The 18,578-nt window shown below is 48.8% G+C and carries 17 protein-coding genes; 16 read left to right on the top strand and 1 reads right to left on the bottom strand.

All coding sequences use genetic code 11. The features are described from left to right. Positions 1-150: 150 nt before the first annotated feature. The 7 genes from M3661_RS18565 to M3661_RS18595 all read left to right on the top strand — a co-directional run bounded on the left by M3661_RS18565 (position 151) and on the right by M3661_RS18595 (position 8,530). Positions 151-1,518: an acyclic terpene utilization AtuA family protein gene (locus tag M3661_RS18565; RefSeq protein ID WP_251487411.1), complete on the top strand. Its 1,368-nt coding sequence runs from the start codon at positions 151-153 to the stop codon at positions 1,516-1,518. Between the two features lie 2 nt (positions 1,519-1,520). Further along, the gene (locus M3661_RS18570) at positions 1,521-1,829 is read left to right on the top strand and encodes a DUF4387 domain-containing protein (RefSeq protein WP_251487414.1); all 309 of its coding nucleotides are present in this window, start codon (positions 1,521-1,523) and stop codon (positions 1,827-1,829) included. Between the two features lie 24 nt (positions 1,830-1,853). After that, positions 1,854-2,756, top strand: a complete 903-nt coding sequence (locus tag M3661_RS18575) for an ABC transporter permease (RefSeq protein ID WP_028531973.1) — start codon at positions 1,854-1,856, stop codon at positions 2,754-2,756. A 13-nt stretch (positions 2,757-2,769) separates the two neighbouring features. Continuing rightward, positions 2,770-3,651, top strand: coding sequence for a carbohydrate ABC transporter permease (locus M3661_RS18580; RefSeq protein WP_021255373.1), 882 nt, complete (start codon positions 2,770-2,772; stop codon positions 3,649-3,651). A 35-nt stretch (positions 3,652-3,686) separates the two neighbouring features. Beyond that, positions 3,687-5,141: an extracellular solute-binding protein gene (locus M3661_RS18585; protein WP_251487417.1), complete on the top strand. Its 1,455-nt coding sequence runs from the start codon at positions 3,687-3,689 to the stop codon at positions 5,139-5,141. An 86-nt stretch (positions 5,142-5,227) separates the two neighbouring features. Beyond that, positions 5,228-6,388, top strand: coding sequence for an ADP-ribosylglycohydrolase family protein (locus M3661_RS18590; protein ID WP_251487420.1), 1,161 nt, complete (start codon positions 5,228-5,230; stop codon positions 6,386-6,388). A gap of 36 nt (positions 6,389-6,424) precedes the next feature. Beyond that, positions 6,425-8,530, top strand: a complete 2,106-nt coding sequence (locus tag M3661_RS18595) for an ADP-ribosylglycohydrolase family protein (protein WP_251487423.1) — start codon at positions 6,425-6,427, stop codon at positions 8,528-8,530. A gap of 100 nt (positions 8,531-8,630) precedes the next feature. On the opposite strand, the gene M3661_RS18600 is transcribed toward M3661_RS18595, so the two are convergent. After that, complete coding sequence (locus M3661_RS18600) at positions 8,631-9,017, bottom strand: helix-turn-helix domain-containing protein (RefSeq protein ID WP_021261022.1); 387 nt, start codon at positions 9,015-9,017, stop codon at positions 8,631-8,633. Positions 9,018-9,191: 174 nt separating this feature from the next. On the opposite strand from M3661_RS18600, the gene M3661_RS18605 reads away from it, so the two are divergent. The 9 genes from M3661_RS18605 to M3661_RS18645 all read left to right on the top strand — a co-directional run bounded on the left by M3661_RS18605 (position 9,192) and on the right by M3661_RS18645 (position 18,491). Beyond that, positions 9,192-9,500 (top strand): hypothetical protein, encoded by a 309-nt coding sequence (locus M3661_RS18605; RefSeq protein ID WP_021261021.1) that lies wholly within the window; start codon positions 9,192-9,194, stop codon positions 9,498-9,500. A gap of 192 nt (positions 9,501-9,692) precedes the next feature. Further along, positions 9,693-11,324: an ABC transporter substrate-binding protein gene (locus M3661_RS18610; RefSeq protein ID WP_251487426.1), complete on the top strand. Its 1,632-nt coding sequence runs from the start codon at positions 9,693-9,695 to the stop codon at positions 11,322-11,324. Positions 11,325-11,425: 101 nt separating this feature from the next. After that, positions 11,426-12,448, top strand: a complete 1,023-nt coding sequence (locus M3661_RS18615) for an ABC transporter substrate-binding protein (protein WP_065291316.1) — start codon at positions 11,426-11,428, stop codon at positions 12,446-12,448. Positions 12,449-12,486: 38 nt separating this feature from the next. Continuing rightward, entirely contained in the window at positions 12,487-13,494 is a 1,008-nt protein-coding gene (locus tag M3661_RS18620; protein ID WP_142546358.1) for a FecCD family ABC transporter permease, read from the top strand. Beyond that, positions 13,487-14,509, top strand: coding sequence for a FecCD family ABC transporter permease (locus M3661_RS18625; protein WP_142546356.1), 1,023 nt, complete (start codon positions 13,487-13,489; stop codon positions 14,507-14,509). Before M3661_RS18620 ends, M3661_RS18625 begins: the two co-directional genes overlap by 8 nt. Before the next feature lie 78 nt (positions 14,510-14,587). Then, positions 14,588-15,409 (top strand): alpha/beta hydrolase, encoded by an 822-nt coding sequence (locus M3661_RS18630; RefSeq protein WP_065291314.1) that lies wholly within the window; start codon positions 14,588-14,590, stop codon positions 15,407-15,409. A gap of 228 nt (positions 15,410-15,637) precedes the next feature. Then, positions 15,638-16,696: a Delta(5) desaturase DesA gene (gene desA / locus M3661_RS18635; protein WP_065291313.1), complete on the top strand. Its 1,059-nt coding sequence runs from the start codon at positions 15,638-15,640 to the stop codon at positions 16,694-16,696. A gap of 68 nt (positions 16,697-16,764) precedes the next feature. Next, the gene (locus M3661_RS18640) at positions 16,765-17,895 is read left to right on the top strand and encodes a sensor histidine kinase (RefSeq protein ID WP_065291312.1); all 1,131 of its coding nucleotides are present in this window, start codon (positions 16,765-16,767) and stop codon (positions 17,893-17,895) included. Then, positions 17,892-18,491, top strand: a complete 600-nt coding sequence (locus tag M3661_RS18645) for a response regulator transcription factor (protein ID WP_021261013.1) — start codon at positions 17,892-17,894, stop codon at positions 18,489-18,491. The genes M3661_RS18640 and M3661_RS18645 overlap by 4 nt, the downstream gene beginning before the upstream one ends. Positions 18,492-18,578: the final 87 nt, after the last annotated feature.

The following is an 18,578-nucleotide window of genomic DNA, read 5'->3' on the forward strand; positions in this document are numbered from 1 at the left end:
CTTCCTTTTGATCATTAAATTGGATCATCCAATTACCCACATTTCCAATACTCCCTAGAACTCACACCTAGACCCTAAAGAACACCGGATAGCAAGCTGCAAACAAAAAATTACAACACGCATTGCGTACTGTGATGGTGGAGGGTACCTATGACAAAAGAACAATTCAAAATCCTGGCCCCGTGCGGGATGCTGGGCTATGGCTTTCCAAGGGCCTCGTTCATGAACGGTATGGCGCATCATCCGGATGCCATTGTCGTAGACGCTGGGTCTACGGATGCCGGTCCCCACAAGCTGGGTGCGGGAACTGCAATCGTCAGCAAGCAGGCTTGCAAGAAGGACTTGGAGATTATGATCAACGCGGGAATCCAGGCGAAGATTCCGATCATCATCGGATCGGCTGGGGGCAGCGGCGCCAAGGTACATGTGGAATGGACGCAGGCCATCATCATGGAAATCCTTGAAGAGCATCGCTTCCAAGGCATCAAAATCGCCACGATCTGGGCAGACATTCCTCACGAGGTGGTTGCTGCGAAGCTGGGTGCCGGGCAGTGTGCGCCATTGGGCCTGACGGTTGCGCCGCTAACTCAAGAGCGCTTGGCGGCAACGACGAACATCGTGGCGCAGATGGGGCATGAGCCCATTGTAGAGGCGCTTCAAGCAGGAGCGGATATTGTGATTTGCGGACGGGCCTATGATCCGTCTCCATTTGCGGCAGTTGCCATGCTTCATGGGTTCGATGCCGCGCTTGCCTATCATCTGGGGAAAATATTAGAGTGCGCCGCGCTGTCTGCTGAACCGGGTACGACCAAGGATTGCATGCTGGGCATATTGCAGCCGGATTCCTTTATCGTGAAGCCGCTTAGCGAGGCGCGCAAATGCACAGCCGTATCGGTTGCCGCCCACACGTTTTACGAGAAGGATCATCCGTACATTCTGCATGGTCCAGGGCTGACGCTGGATTTGGAGCATTGCATCTTCACGGAGCTTGGTGATGGCAGCGTAGAAGTAAGCGGCAGCCGAATATCGGAGACTCCGGTGTACAAAATCAAGCTGGAAGGCGCTATGAAGGTGGCCTGCCGCACCTTCGTCATTGCCGGCGTGCGTGATCCGCTCCTTATTGCACGGATTGAAGAGGTAGAGGAACTGGTCAAGCAGCAGGTGTATGAGTACTACGATGAAATTTCAAGGGAAAACTACCACATTCATTTCATTAATTATGGCTTGAATGGCGTGTTGGGAGAGCTGGAGCCGAATCGGGCACCTGCTCATGAGCTCGGTGTCGTCATCGAGGTAACTGCCAAGACGCAGGAACTGGCGAATGCGATTTGCAGCTCTGCCCGTTCCACCTTCCTTCATTACGGGTATGAGGGAAGAAAGTCGACGGCTGGCAATCTGGCATTCCCATTTGCACCGAGCGACGTGCCGTTCGGCGACGTCTATGAATTTTCCGTCTACCACTTGATGGAGGTTGCGGATGGGCTGGAGATGTTCAAGAACGAATATACAGAGGTGTAGTCATGAAGCTATATGACGCTGCGGCCGTATTTCGAAGCAAAAATAGCGGCCCCTTCGAGATTACGATAGACGTCTTGTTCAAAGAACCGGAACTCTATTACAAAATGAAGCAGTCTGGTCGAATGAATAAAGAGATGGTATCCAGGTTATACCAAATCCCGCTTGAACATATTACGCAGCTTGTGTTTTTCGACCAAGCGCTCGGCTTCAAAATTACGTTCGCCAGACAGGTGTCCTCAGGCACCGTATTCGATCGGGATGTATATGGAGCGCAGCAGCATGCTCCGCTCATGGAATTGGAAATCAGCTAAGCAACCGCCCGGAGGTGAGTGGAAATGAAAGCGGCTTCGAAATTAAAGCGGGTGTGGGCGGACAAAGTGCTCTATCTCCTGCTGCTGCCTTGTATTGCGTATTTTCTTATTTTTCATATATGGCCCATTATCGGAATGAAGCTGGCCTTCTTTGACTATCGCATTTTGGGTGACCATGTGTTCGTGGGCTTGAAATATTTCCGCGAATTATTCAGTACACCCATCTTTATGAATGTTCTGGCGAATACGCTCATCATTAGTGCGATGAAGCTGGTGTTGCTGTTCCCACTGCCCATTTTGTTTGCATTAATGCTTAATGAATTCCGCAATGGGCGCTTTCGTAAGGCGGTTCAGGTTATCTCCTATTTGCCTCACTTTTTATCGTGGGTCGTCATTACAGGGATATGGTTCGAATTTTTATCCCCATCGACAGGTGCCGTCAATGAGCTCATTCAAGTGTTCGGCTTCCCCGCGCATGACTTTCTGACTGACAAGGGCAGCATTCGCTGGGTTCTGCTGGCGAGTGAGGCATGGCGCAGCATCGGATGGGATTCGATTATTTATCTTGCGGCCATCATGGGAATCAGTCCTAGCTTGTACGAAGCGGCATATGTAGATGGGGCGAGCCGCTGGCATATTGTAACGCGGATCGTGCTTCCGCATTTGTATATTCCGATGGTCACGATCTTTATTCTTAATGTCGGCTTTATTATGAACGCCGGGCTGGATCAAGTATTGAACTTCACGAACGATTCGGTCAACAGCAAGATCGATATCATCGATACTTACGTGTATCGGGTTGGTCTCATTAATGGCCAATATTCGTTTGCAACGGCAGCGAATTTATTCAAGAGCTTAATTGGGGTCATCCTTGTGCTGTCGACTCATTTTATATCGAAAAAAATTACGAACAAAGGCGCCTGGTAAGGAGGGATGCATCTTGCGAAATAAAATAACCGTATCCAAAATGCTGATCGGCCTTATCCTCTCAGCACTTGTCTTAACGATGTTCATCCCGATCATGAACTTGATTGCCAGAGCGCTGTCGAATCCAGACAAGGTTCATATGCTGCGGGGCTACGAAATTTGGCCTCAAGGCTTCTCCCTTATTAACTTTCAAGTTGTGCTCAACAATGCACTGGTCAGCAAGGCGCTGTTGAACTCTTTGTTTATTTCAATTACGGGTACATGCATCAGCGTTATCTTTACCACACTCGCGGCCTATGTGCTGACCCGCAAACATTTAGTAGGCAAAACGCCGATTATGATTTTCCTCATTATTATTATGATCTTCGAACCGGGGATCGTGCAGGAATACATGGTCATCAAGGATCTGCATTTGCTCGACAGCTTATGGGCTATGGTATTTTACCGGATGATCAATGTGTACTACCTAATCATTATGATGCGTTTCCTTGAAGAGATCCCGGACTCCCTGATCGAGGCGGCGAGAATCGACGGTGCCGGACATATTCGAATGTTCGTAAAAATTGTCCTGCCGCTGGCTCGCATACCGCTGCTGACAATCGGGATGTTCTATGCGGTTGCGAAATGGAATGAATTTTTCAAATCGAGCATTTTTCTATCGAGTCGCGACAATACCGTATTGCAAGTGCTGCTGCGGCAGTTCGTTGTGGAACGGGACAGCACAGCCCTAATCGGCACAGCCGATCTGCTGAAAAACAGTAATGTTGCGCAGCTGGATTTCTCATCCCTGAAAGCAGCGACGATCGTCATTGCCATTATCCCGTTTCTTATCCTCTATCCTGTCATTCTGAGACATTATACAAGCGGAGTGATGGAAGGTGGAGTGAAAGAATAAACACGAAGGATCATAAATATGGGGGAGGAAATGCAATGAAAAAAATGATTTTTCTTATGCTTGCCAGCCTGATGATGCTTACTACAGCGTGTGGCTCCAGCGGAACGAAGGATGCGGGAGATGCGCAATTATCATCCGAACAAGAGGCAGTCACGATCTCAATCGTCGGCAAGGATCTGCCGCCTGATGCAAGGGTGATTAAAGGGATTGAGGAAGGCATGAAGGCAGAAGGAAAGAACATTAAGCTGGAGGTCGTTCCAGTACAGAGCGGGACTTACTCGGAGAAGCTGGGCTTACTGCTGCAAAGCGGCACGATTCCGGACATTATGTACTTCCAAGGCGGGGATTACGCATTTGCCATCACGCAGCAAATCCTTGAAGATCTCACCCCTTACATTGAACATTCCACCCATGTAAAAGCATCCATGAACGTGTTCAATCAAGAACGCACGAAAAACTATCCGTACTTAGTATGGCTGTCGCCAACAAGCAGCCAAATTCCGGTTATGCGCCAGGATTGGTTCGACAAGTCCCAGGCAGGCAAGGAATTGCTCGCGAATCCATCCATAGATAACTATTATAATTTTTTCAAAGAGATGAAAGAAAAGAACGGTGCCAAATTTGCCTACACGACAGCGGGCAATCTTGATGAGCTTGATGTGATGTTCGCACAAGCATTCGGATTGACCTCGACATGGATTAAGGGCGCTGACGGGAAATACGCATTCGGCAGAACTACACCATTTGAGAAGGACAAGCTGGAGTTCTATGCCAAGCTGTATAAGGAAGGTTTGCTTGATCCAGAGTTTCTAACAAAGAAATGGGATACGAAGGAAAAAGCTTTTTATGATGGCCAAGCTGCCATTATCGCAGGGACACAGGGCAAGGTTATCGATCTGTACAATAACAAAATGACGTCTCAAAATGGAGCATCGGCCAAGGTGATGCCTCTGCCGCCGGCAAAAGGAAAGGCACAGGGTTACCTGTCGATCGATGTCAGCAAGGAAAGCCGCGGCTTTGCGATAAGCAAAGTGTCCAAGCATAAAGATCTGGCCTTTGCTGTACTCGAATATTTGGCCAGCCCGAAGGGGCAAATGCTAGACAAGCTTGGCATTGAGGGTGAAGAGTACGAGATCGTTAACAACAAAATCAAGCTGAAGGACAAATTCGCGGAATGGTACCCGCTATTCGTCGGCTCTACGATTAACTTCAAGCCGGAACATGAATTCGATCCTTCGACACCATACCTGTCTGAGCCGGCAGTGAAGTCACTGGAGATGATCGACTCGATGTCGAGCAAGGATAATGCCTTTATTATACCAGCCGAGCTTGCCGGCAAATGGGACGCCTGCAATGAGCTGTACAAGGAATTCGCAGCGAACGTCGTGATGGGCAGCAAATCGGCAGCTGACTTCGACAAGTTCGTACAGGCGTGGAATGATGCCGGCGGCAAGGAAATTGCGGAGTACGCGAATCAAACGATCAAATAGGAAGCTCGAAAGCTAGAGCGTATGAGACTGGATATCGGGGAGCGAGGCGACTGCCTCGCTCTTCAGGCAGGAGGGAGAGAAGCGGGATGGTTTCTTTTGCGCAGCGAGTACAAGGAGCAATCTACGGAACAGCCTATGGGGATGCAATGGGTGCTGTCGTAGAGAAAATGACGTACAGCGAAATTAAAGAGAAGTATGGGCGCGTGGAAACAACGCAAACGAAATGGTGGAAGGCGGATTGGCCGGAGGCAGCGAGGCAGGGGAGAATGAGAGGCCAAGGCATTATTACCGACGATACGTTAATGACGCTCGCATTAATGAATGTATATGTTACGGAACGCCGTCACCTGGATGCCTATGATATGGCAAATGAATTCGTGAAGGAGATTGCGTTTCGGCCACGGTATATTCCGGAATTCGGCCGGGAAGCGCTCATTATGGATCGATTGTTCTATCCCGAGAAGCATATTTTCAATCGGCATGTGCTCGCGAATTGTGAACCGCGCGAAGGCGGGTACGGCAATATGGTCAACTGCGGGGCAGCCATGTATATCTCCCCGATCGGCATCGTGAATGCCTGCAATCCGAAGGGAGCCTATGATGAGGCAATTCTGTTCGCATCTGGGCATCAGCTCAGCTACGGCCTCGAGGCGGCAGGCGTAATGGCATGCTGTGTTGCGAAGGCAATGGAGCCGGGAGCGACCGTACATGATATAGCGGATACGGCGCTGCATTATGCGAAGGACGGCACGAAGCGGGCGATACATGACATTTGCGAGACGGCTCTTCTTCTTCAATCCCGCAAGGAGGATCGAGAGGAAATCGTTCGTTCCTTCCATGAAGTGCTCGCGCGCTATTCACCAATGGGAGACGATGTGCATCGGAGCATACACAAAATCGGCATCCCATCCAATCACTACACGCCAAGCCGATTGTTCGCCATCGAGGAGCTGCCGCTTGCACTGGCCTATATCGTGCTGCACGAGGGCAATCTGCTGGAAGCGGTCAAGGACGGGGTCAGCTCGGGGCGCGATACGGATTCCATCGGCGTCATGGTCGGCGCGATTCTGGGGGCTATGCAAGGCGTGCAGGCAATACCTGCGGAAGAGATAGCTACACTCGAAGACATCAATCAGCAGCGCATCGATCAGCACTGCGAAGCATTCATGGAAGCGGCAACCGCGATCATTGGCACGGATGCACAGTTACATCGAAAGAGAGAGCAAATGATAGATCAGATGATGTAACAAGAGAATAACGACTTAGAGGCGGTGACAGATTGTATGATACCGAACAATTATGTAGAGAAGATCTATGCAGGTTACTTGGGAATGAATATCGGGATTCGGCTCGGAGCGCCGGTAGAGCCGACAATTTGGACCTATGAGCGAATTCAGAATACGTATGGCGAGATTACGGGATATGTGAAGGATTTTAAAAATTTTGCGGCAGATGACGATGCCAACGGCCCTTATTATTTCCTTCGTGCACTCTATGATGATGCGGTGGATCGCGACATTGCGCCAAATGATGTGGCGCGTGCTTGGCTCAACTATTCTCGCGAAGGCATCGGCATGTTCTGGTGGGGCGGATATGGCGTAAGCACTGAGCATACCGCGTATATCAATTTGAAAAAAGGAATCTCCGCTCCGCAATCTGGTTCGATTGAGCAGAACGGACAAATTATTGCCGAACAGATTGGCGGTCAGATTTTTATTGATACATGGGGACTTGTGAATCCCTGCAATCCGAAGAAGGCGGCTGACTTTGGCGAAGCGGCGGCAAGAGTATCACATGATGGTGAGGGCGTTCTTGGCGCGAGATTTTTCTGTGCGGCGATCTCGAAAGCTTTCGAGACAGCGAACATCGAAGACATTATTGAAGCAGGTCTAGCGGAAATTCCAAGCGATTCCTTCTACGCGCAGGTTGCGCGCGCTGTCCTCGCCTTCCATGAACAGCATCCGGACGATTTCAGAGCATGTCGCGCGATGCTGGAGCGGGATTGGGGCTACGATAAATATACGGGTGTATGCCATATCATCCCGAATGCAGGCGTATGTGTGCTGTCCATGATTTACGGACAGGGCGACTTTAACCGTACTGTCGAAATCGCGACGATGTGCGGCTGGGATACGGATTGCAATGCTGGCAATGTCGGAACGGTGCTTGGGGTAGCTTGCGGCTTAAGCGGAATCGGGGAACATTATCGCACGCCGATCAATGACGGCATCGTCATGTCAGGCATCTCCGGTTATTTGAACATTCTCGATATTCCTACTTATGCGAAGGAACTGGCGATTCTGGGCTACCGCTTGGCCAATGTGCCATGCCCGCTCGAACTGCAGGACAGCTGCAAGGAGAACGAAATCCATTTTGACTTCGAGCTGCCAGGCTCGACACATAATATGCGCGTATCCGATCCATTCTTCTGCCGCGTAAAGCATTCTACAGAACAGGCATACCAAGGATCGGGATCGCTTGAGGTTCTATTTGATCGCATGACTCGCGGTGAGAGCTCGAAGGTGTTCTATAAGTCATTTTACACTCGGGACGACTTCAACGATGAGCGTTATTCGCCTACCTTCTCGCCGAAGGCTTATTCAGGGCAGACGGTATCGATGAAAATTCACCTTGATCAGTGGGGCGGCAATGCGCCGATGACGATTGCCCCATATGTGCGTTTGGCGAAGAGCAAGCGGGATTTGGTGCAGGGTTACCGCAAGCTTGTGAACGAGCAGTGGATCGATGTGGAATTTGTCATTCCAGACACAGAGGGAGAATTGATTGATGAAGTTGGCATCGTTCTGGAGTCAGACTCTACGCGCAAGCCGAAGAGCCTTGGACGCATCTTCATTGACGAATTCCGGATTTACGGCAAGGCGGCCTACACAATTGACTTCCACAAGCAGGCGATGAGCTTCGGCTGTGTAACCCCATTCGCTCACAATCAAGGGGCATGGAGCTTGGTAGATGGCAGCATGTACGTGATGACAGCCGAGCCTAGCGAGTCATATGCAGGCAATTATTTTGCGACAGATTACTCGGTTGAAGTTACGCTCAATCCGCAAAGCGGCGATTCACATCTCGTTGCGATACGGGCTCAAGGCGCTATGCGCGGCTACCATGCGGGACTGGACGGTAAGGATCAAGTGTCCTTATACGCAAATGACTTTGGCTACAAGAAGCTTGCCAGCTGTGCCTACCCATGGAAGTTGAATCAGGAGTACGACATCAAGCTAACCGCAGAGGGCAGTACCCTTACACTAAGCATCAATGGCGAGCAATTGCTGCAGCACGAGGATGATGCGTGGAGCTATGGCATGTATGGAGTAAGCACGCTCGGTGCGGCTAGAACCTACTATCGAAAACTGACAATAACGGAGCTGTAAACGAGACGAGCACCATTTTACAATACGAAGAACCCGCGGGATAAGGAGGGCGGGTTTTTCGTATTTTCGACGATTAGGTCGTGATTCTCGGGTGCTGCGTTTAGGAACGCTTATTTCCTTTGGAACTTTTAGCATCCATCGTGTTAAGGAAATCCTTTGTGGTTCGAACCACATACTTGACCTCATCAATCGATCTTTCCATGAGCGTGATTCTATGTAGATCAAGAAGCATCTGCTTGTCTTCGATGCCATCCTCGATGCCGAGCTTCTGGAAGTCAAACAGTTCACTAGGCATAATATCCAGCGCATGCATAAGAGATTCCAATGTCTTCAAGGTTACATTGACTTTCCCGGATTCAATATCGGATATCCGCGACTTGCTCATGCCCTCTTTTCCCGTTCTTTCTGCAACTTGCTCCTGGCTTAATCCTTTTGCGAGTCGAATCATTCTTAGCTGTTCGCCAACAAACTTAAGCAAATCTGACATGATGTTCACCTCAGTTTAGAGGTTATTGAATCGTAGAGGAAAATGAGATATCACTATAACATAACAAAAAGATAAATGTTATACTATAATGGAACTATTATATGGAAAATGATATGAATCATGGATAATTGCATTTCCGTAATCAGTTTAGTAATCGATGTGGAGGAAGAAAAAATGTCTGATTGGGTAAAAGATACCTTGCAGCAACGATTGGAATTCCTTAGGACACAAGTCGAGATACTTCCGGAAATAACAATACTGCAGAATAAATTAGATGAATTGGAGCATTCGATTCAGCGCAAGTTAGGTCGAAGTGGGCGCAGCTTGCACAAGGAATGGATACAAGTGCAGAACGAGATGGCTTCTATGCAAATGGGATGGATCTATGCAAAGGGCGTACAAGATGGATTGAAGATGCTCATCTTCTTGAACAAGTCAGAGGAAGAATTGGCGATGAGTAATAGCCATCTCCCAATGAACTAGCAAGAACAATGTCATCAGGTTAGACAAGCTCAGCAGTAGGAACTGTTGGGCTCTTTGTATTGGTTTCATTCATAGATATATTGACGATGATAATCATTATCAATTATGATGAGAAGGAGGATAGATTCATTAAGATAGATTCATTATGCTCACCGATTTCTTCTATATAAAGTAGGAGGCAGTATGAAAACGATGAATAAACGGAATCATTCCAGCAGTCGCATTTCCTGGAATGAAGCGATCTATAAACTGCGTACAGCAGAATACCGCAAGGATGTGCAGGGCTATCAATCCGCCCAACAGTGGACAAGTACACATCTATTGATCATTACAACACAAGGGCATGGAACGGTACAGCTGGACAAGAAGGAATATTCCTTGTCTCGTGAAAGTGCTTATTGGTTCGCCCCTGCTCATACATTCGGCATGAAATCAGAAGCAGAAGATGGCATAGAGGCCTATCTTTTTTATTTCGATATGTATAGAGAAGCAGAGGAAGGAGCACTGCTTCATCCCTTGCATGATGAACGGGAAATCGAACACCAGGAGACAATTGCGGTGACTTCAGCAGGAGAACTGACACTTCTGTGCGATGCAGTCGTTCGCATGCATGGCAGCGAGAGTGGTCAGGAACGATTCCGTGCTCAATATGCCTTCCAGGAGCTTATCTATACGCTGCTGAATAAGAAGCCGTCCCTCACTGATCATGGAAGTTCTTCAATTGAGAGAGCGAAGGCATATATGGAATTGCACTATAGTGACAGCTTGTCGATCGAGCAATTGGGAGCCATTGCAGGAGTGAGTCCGAAGTATTTCGTTGATTTATTCAAAAAAACATTTGGCCTCAGCTCAAACGATTATTTGACAGAGTTGCGAATGAATAAGGCGAAGCAATTCCTGAATCGATCTGATGTGAAGCTCCGAGATATTGCGCATCAGGTTGGATATCAGGATGAGTTTTATTTCAGCCGGAAGTTCAAGCAGATGGTTGGTGTTTCCCCTTCGGTTTATATGAAAAGTCGCAGGAAGAGAATTGCTGCATACGGAACTGGAGTAGCGGGCTATCTGCTGGCGCTCAATATTATTCCCTATGCTGCGCCCCTGCACCCGAAATGGACGAAATACTATTACGATCAATATCGCTATGATATTCCTGTTCATCTCAGTGCGTACCGTGTCAATGAGCACTGGGAAGCGAACATCATGAAGCTGCACGAGGCGGCGCCGGATGTAATCGTCAGCATAGATGGGCTTGCCGAGGAGGAGCAAGAGCAGCTTGGTCAGGTAGGCAATGTCTGTCAAGTTCCAAGTACGAGGAATTGGCGAGAGCAGCTGGTGCATACAGCGAAGCTGCTTGGGGAAGAGACGGAGGCTGCGAATTGGCTTGCTCAGTATGATCGCAGAGTGGATTGGGTGAGAGAACAACTTCCATCTGGCGTGAAGGATGAGACCTTCCTCTTCGTTAGAATTTTGAGAAAGCAGATCTATGCATATTGCAATCGTGGTATTGCAGAGGTTGTATTCGATAATCTGCAGCTCCAACAGGCATTCCAATGGCCAGAGCAAGTCTATAACATGGAGCTGTCATTGGAGCAGCTTGCCCTAATCAATCCAGATCGCCTGCTCGTTAACGTCTGCCAAGAGAGTGAGACGCTAGCCGCTTGGGAGCAGCTGCATGAAAGCTGGCGATGGCAGCAGCTTAGCGCTGTGCGTCGACAACGTGTTCATCTGATACATACAGATCCATGGGTCGAGTATTCTCCGATCGCGATGGAACGAATGATGGATACGATGCTTCAATTACTATCCGGAAATTGTCCATAACAATTCAGGAATTTATCCATTGGAGATTCGGGGCAAACGTTCTATCATTTAATAGTGATAATCATTATCAATTGAAGCGTTCGAAGGGAGTTCAGAAATAAATGAACAAATGGATGGTTAAGGGGTTATTATTGCTTTCACTTTCACTGGCATTGACAGCATGCGGTGCTGGTGGCGCGAAAGAAGGCGTTGATGCGAAGAACGGTTCCAGCACGGAAACGACTGCACCTGCAGCGTCTAACACAGACAATAAAGATAAAGAGTCGGCACCATCCGGCGAAACAAAAACAATTACGTATTTGGATCAAACATATACGATCCCTGCTAAAAAAGAGCTACGCATTGTAATCTCTGGTTCTATGGAATCCATGGAAGATGCGGTTGTACTTGACGCGAAGCCAGTTGGTGCAATTAGTGTAAGCGGGCAATTCCCTGACTTGTTCAAGAAAGCGACAACGGAAGCCGTATCGGTCGGAGAGAAGATGGAGCCGGATTACGAAGGCATCTTGAAGCTGAAGCCTGACGTCATTCTCGCTTCTACGAAGTTCAAGCCAGAGGCTATCGAGAACTTCAAAAAAATTACGACCACCATTCCGGTATCTCACGTGTCTACGAACTGGGAAGCCAATCTGAAGCTCTTGGCAGAACTGACAGGCAAGGAGAAAGAAGCGGAAGAGGCTTTGAACAAGTATAAAGCCGACTTGGATGCGACGAAAGCGAAGTTCGGCGATAAGCTGAAGGACAAGAAGGTATTGGCGGTTCGTGTTCGTAAGGGCGATCTGGCGATCTATCCTGAGGGAGTCTTCTTTAATGCTTCCCTCTATAACGATTTGGGTCTGACGGCTCCCGCAGAAGTGAAAGCAGCGAAGGCGCAAGAATTGATCTCGCTGGAGAAATTCTCGGAAATCAACCCTGACTATCTATTCGTTCAGTTCTCTCCAGATGAGAACAAGAATACACCGAAAGCACTGGAGGATTTGGAGAACAATCCTATCTGGAAGAGCGTTAATGCGGTGAAGAACGGCAAGGTGTTCGTCAATGTTGTAGACCCGCTAGCACAAGGCGGCACAGCGCTCAGCAAATTCTTGTTCCTTGAAGCAGCAGTAGATAAACTGTCCCAATAATTCAGATGTTCAAATAATAAACAACAGGTTGGTACGATATGCATAATAAGAAGGCATTGGCGATTGCAATCATGATATTGTCACCAATTGCCATGGTGGCGGTCATCGTATTATCCGTGCTCTATGGAGCCAAGAACATTGATGCGAATACCGTATGGAATGCTGTATTCCACTTCAATCCGGACAATGTAGATCACCAAATTATTATGCACTCGCGCATGCCGAGGGCAATAGGGGCGCTCTTGATCGGGGCGTTCCTAGCCGTATCAGGAGCCATGATGCAGGGGATGACAAGAAACTATCTTGCATCCCCTTCTATTATGGGGGTATCTGATGGTTCGGCCTTCGTCATTACGCTGTGCACGATTTTGGTTCCTTCTGCGTCATCCATCGAAATGATTTTCTTTTCGTTATTAGGTTCATTGTTTGGCGTTGTTGTCGTGTGGGGATTGGCCTCCACAATTCCGGGTGGGTTGTCGCCAGTGAAGATGGCGATTGTCGGAACGGTTATCGGAACCCTGCTCAGCAGCATTTCATCTGCGATCGCCGTTTATTTTCAAATTTCGCAGAATATCAGCTTCTGGTATAACGCTAGGCTCCATCAATTGGATCCCCAGTTAATTAAGCTTGTTATTCCATTTGCTATCGTTGGATTTATTCTGGCGATGTCTGTCACCAGATCAATTACGACACTCTCGCTCGGCGAAGATGTTGCGGCTGGCTTAGGGCAGAAGACGTTCTTTATTAAGCTACTTGCAACCGCTTCAGTCGTCATTTTGACCGGTATTTCGGTAGCGCTGGCAGGCAAGATTGGCTTCGTTGGTTTAATTGTTCCTCATATTGCACGCATGCTGGTTGGACTCGATTACCGGTGGACGGTGCCTTGTGCAGGCTTGCTGGGGGCCTTGTTCCTTGGCCTTGCTGATGTACTCAGCAGATTCATCAACCATCCGTTCGAAACTCCGGTCGGTGTAGTAACAGCCTTAATTGGGGTTCCATTCTTCCTCTATCTCATTCGCAAAAAAGGAGGGGGAGGACGTGCATAGAGATTCATTGCTTCGTTGGTGGATTGTATTTGGCGTTGGGCTCGCATTGTTCTGTACGGCGGTCTATATAAGCGTGACAAATGGCGTCTTCGATATGACGGTGAAGGATGTCATCAATACCATCCTGGGCATTGATCCGCAGCCGGATCATGAGCTTGTTATCTTCGAGTTCAGACTGCCGCGCATTGTGCTGTCTGCGATGGTAGGTTTGGGTCTTGGCATAGCAGGTGCTGTTATTCAAGGCATTACGCGGAATGGCCTTGCCGATCCAGGGATTTTGGGTATTAACTCTGGTGCCGGAGCTGCAGTCGTACTGTTTATGTTTTTCTTCCAAGGGAAGATCGTCGGCACAGATTGGTTTGCAGTAATGGCTATGCCTTTGTTTGGACTTGTCGGTGGCTTGCTGGCAGCTATCTTTATTTTTGCGTTCTCATGGCATCGAGGCAGGCTTGATCCGCAGCGCTTGATCTTAGTTGGTATTGCGGTAGCTTCTGGTCTCGGGGCATTGTCTATGTATATTTCATTGAAGATGAATCCGCAGGACTTCGAGATGGCAACGGTGTGGATGTCAGGCAGCGTGTGGAATGCGAACTGGCATTACGTTGTGGCCGCATTGCCATGGCTCATCATTTGCGTCCCATTCATTTGGTTCAAGTCACGGAAGCTGGACTTGCTGCAATTCGAGCGAGACAGTGCGATGAGTCTTGGCGTGGCAGTCAATCGGGAGACAAATTTACTGCTTATAGCCAGCATTGGACTTGTCAGTGCTTGTGTATCCGTATCCGGCAGCATTGGCTTCGTCGGCTTGATCGCACCGCATATTGCACGGAAGCTGGTCGGTGTGAGTCATCATCGCATGCTGCCCGTGTGCGGAATAATCGGGATGGTTATCGTTGTCGTCTCCGATTATATCGGCAGAACGATTTTTGCGCCGATATCATTGCCGGCAGGTGTCGTTGTGGCGCTGCTCGGCGTTCCGTATTTTATCTACTTGCTCTATCGAGCTCCGAAATAGGTCCGATGTTCGAAAGACATAACATTGACATCGGCAGAGTCATCGGAATTCATTCCGCACAATAGGGGAGGAACCAGCATGAAAGTAACAGAACAACCGATTACGCTGCCGCGTTCTACGGTTTACAATACGGTATCCACGCATACGAACCGAGATTATCGAATTAGTGTTAGTGTTCCCGAGGGCGAAGCTCCTTCGGAGGGGTACCCGGTTCTGTATGTGCTCGACGGCAACGCGTTATTTCCTCTTTGCGCGGAGTCGGCTCGCGTGTTGAAGGGGCGAGGCATTCGCGGCTTCGGCCCTCTGGTTGTTGTAGGGATTGGTTATTTGACGGAAGGAAACTTTCCTGTGGATCGCTTCTATGAACTGACACCTCCAACGGATCGTGCATCCTTGCCGCCAAGACCGGGCGGGGAGGAATGGCCGCCAACTGGAGGCGGCGACAACTTCCTTCGCTTCATCGAGGAAGAGCTGAAGCCAGCAATCGAAGAGGCGTATCCGATAGATCGTTCGAAGCAGGCTTTGTTCGGTCATTCACTCGGTGGCTTATTCACGCTGAATACGATGTTCACGAAGCCTGATCTGTTCCAGACTTATATTGCGGGCAGCCCCTCCATCTGGTGGAGCAATCGCTGCGTGCTGGAGGCGGAGAAGGCATTTACGGCGAACCGAACTGTAGAGCCTGATCCAACCCCAGTGCGGCTGCTCATGACCGTCGGGGAAGAGGAAGCCTCACACCCGAATCGGATGCTGCATAATGCGGAGGAGATGTACCAGCGCTTGAAGCAGCTGGAGGAGAACGGCTTGTCCGTGGATTTTCACGTCTTCCCCGGCGAAGGGCATTTATCGGTGCTTCCCGGCTTGATCGGACGCGCAATCCGATTCGCGCTTCATAAATAAGAAGTAACAAGCAGCCTGCTGACCTATTTCAGCAGGCTGCTTATTTGTTTGCGGATCGGCGCGCCTATGTTTGCCTGTTTTAACGTGACATATATGACATTTATCATGTCCCTTATCTGACGTTTATGACTACTGCGGATGACACGGATTCTCTATACTTAAGATAATTAAGTATGGGTTCATGCGATATCACCTATGTTCGTTAACAATTTAGGGGGAACTGACAAGATGGCCGATTCGAAGCTTACTAGCTTGAAGAAGGAAGTAGCGCCTTATGAACAGATCGATATGCGATCGAGCATTCGACAAATATGCAATACGATTTTACCGCTTTTGGTTCTGTGGTATGCCGCTTATGCGAGTCTTACGGTATCCTATTGGCTATCACTCGTGTTCATGGTCATGGCGTCCGGCTTCGTCATTCGGACATTTATTATATTTCATGACTGCTGTCACCAATCCTTTTTTAAGAGCCGGAAGGCAAACGATATTCTGGGAACGATTACAGGGGTGATCACCCTTGTACCTTACCAGCAATGGAAGAACAGTCACTCTATCCATCATGCCACAAGCAGCAACCTAGACAAGCGGGGAATTGGCGACATGTGGGTGCTGACGGTTGAGGAATACGAGGAGGCTTCCTGGTGGACACGTCTAGCTTATCGTGTATACCGCAATCCAGTGGTCATGCTCTGTATCGGGCCGATCGCCATCTTCCTTATTACGTATCGCTTCAATGTTAAAGGTGCGAAGCGTAAGGAACGAGTGAATACGCACATTACGAATATTGGAATTGTAGTGTTATATGCATTGCTGTGTTGGGCCATTGGTTGGCAGGCATTTCTGATGATCCAAGGGCCAATCTTCTTATTGTCGGGCATGCTCGGCATCTGGCTGTTCTATGTGCAGCATCAATTCGAGGAGACGTACTTCGAGCATGAGGATGAATGGAGCTACGTGAAGGCGGCGGTAGAAGGAAGCTCCTATTACAAGCTGCCGAAGTTGCTGCAGTGGATTACCGGCAATATCGGCTTCCATCATGTGCATCATCTTAGTCCGAAGGTGCCGAACTACAATTTGGAGAAGGCGCATGATGCGTCCATTCCGCTGCAGAAGGCAACGACGATCACCTTGCGTACGAGCCTGAAATCGCTCCGATTCCGACTATGGGATGAAGAGAGAAAGGTATTTGTTAGCTTCAAGGAACACAAGCAGATGCTGCTGCAGAAGTCAGGCCGCATTAGAAGCTCTTACAAGCCGCCAAGAGCGGGGATTCAAGGGGAATAATGAGCACGGCTTGGCATCATTATGGTAAGATACAATTAAATATGGCAAGAGGAAGGAGGAAGACAACCATGCAGAAGTGGTATCACATATTTCACAGGAGTACGGGATTGAGCCCGTACGTGTGGGTTGTCTTTTATATCCTTCCTTTTTACTTTATATTTCGGGCCTCTTCGCCATACGAAGTTGGTATTGGCGTAGTCATGATACTGGCGTTTTTCGGCTGCTATGTGTTGTCGTTTGTATCGAAGGGATGGTGGGTCTACTTTTGGACCTCCTTCCAAGTGATTATTTCCATTACAATGACGGTACTGTTCGGATATGTATACTTTGCATTGTTTCTGGCGTTCTTTATCGGTAATATTCAGCACAAAATCGGCTTTATTACGTTATATACCATCCACTTGATTAGTACGATTGTGACGATCAACTATGGATTTGTAACGAAGAATCCGGTGCTCATCACGCAGCTGCCATTCGTTCTTGTCAGCATGATCGGAGTTATCCTGCTCCCAGTAACGACTTATAATCGCAACAAGCGAGATAAGCTGCAAGGAGAGCTGGAGGATGCCAACAAGCGGATTGCGGATCTGGTGAAGCTGCAGGAGCGACACCGCATTGCCCGTGATTTGCATGATACGCTTGGTCAGAAGTTGTCGCTCATCGGCCTGAAGAGTGATCTTGCAGGCAAGCTTATTCATAAGAATCCCGGACGTGCCCAAGCAGAAATCAATGATGTGCGGCAGACAGCGAGAACGGCCTTGAAGGAAGTGCGGGAACTGGTGACACAAATGAGGGGAACGCGGCTGGAGGATGAGCTGTTTCGCATCAAGCAAATTTTGAAGGCGGCTCAAATTGAGTTTAGCCTAGAAGGCGGCAAGCCTGCGAATATCTCGCTTCTTTATGAGAATGTGCTCAGTATGTGTCTAAAAGAAGCGGTTACAAACATTGTGAAGCATAGCAATGCGACGTCCTGTTCGATTCAATTTGAATCTTCGCAAGCAGAACTTAAGGTTAAGGTGCAGGATAACGGTGTTGGAATGGACACCAGCCTTCAGTCGACAGGCAATGGCTTGCTTGGAATGAAGGAACGGCTTGAGTTCATTAACGCAAGTATGGACATTGTATGTGATCAAGGTACGGCCATCATCATACAAGTGCCGATCGTGACGAAGCAGCCAATTAAGGAGGTGGGGACGTGATACGTATTGTCATTGCGGAAGATCAGCGGATGCTGCTTGGAGCGCTGGCGTCTCTGCTGGATTTGGAAGAGGATATGAGTGTTGTCGGGCGGGCAAGCAATGGGGATGAGGCTGTAAAGCTCGTTCATGAGCACAATCCAGATATATGCCTGATGGATATTGAGATGCCAGGGAAGAGCGGGCTGGATGCTGCTGAGGAACTGAAGGGCGCAGGCTGCAAGGTTGTGATCCTGACGACCTTTGCCCGTCCGGGATATTTCGAGAGAGCCGTGAAGGCAGGCGCGAATGGATATCTGCTCAAGGACAGCCCGAGCGAGGAACTGGCAGATTCAATCCGAAGCATTATGGCAGGCAGACGGATCTATGCTTCTGAACTGGTAGATGAAGCATACTCGGAGGAGAATCCGCTGACAGAGCGGGAGAAGGAAGTGCTTTGTCTGATTGCAGACGGCAAGAATACGAAGGAAATTGCCTCTGAGCTGTATATCACGACAGGAACCGTGCGCAACTATATTTCAGTTATTCTCGACAAGCTTAATGTTGGCAATCGCATCGAGGCGATTACGCGGTTTAAGGAGAAGGGCTGGTTCAAGTAAGGCTGGATATCGATAGAAATGGAGGAGTGCGCTCAATGCGCGACTCCTCTTTTTGTGAAACCATTACATGACCTAAATAGTCTAATG

The organism is Paenibacillus sp. MER 180 (assembly GCF_023713665.1).
Taxonomy (GTDB): Bacteria; Bacillota; Bacilli; order Paenibacillales; family Paenibacillaceae; genus Paenibacillus_B; species Paenibacillus_B suaedae.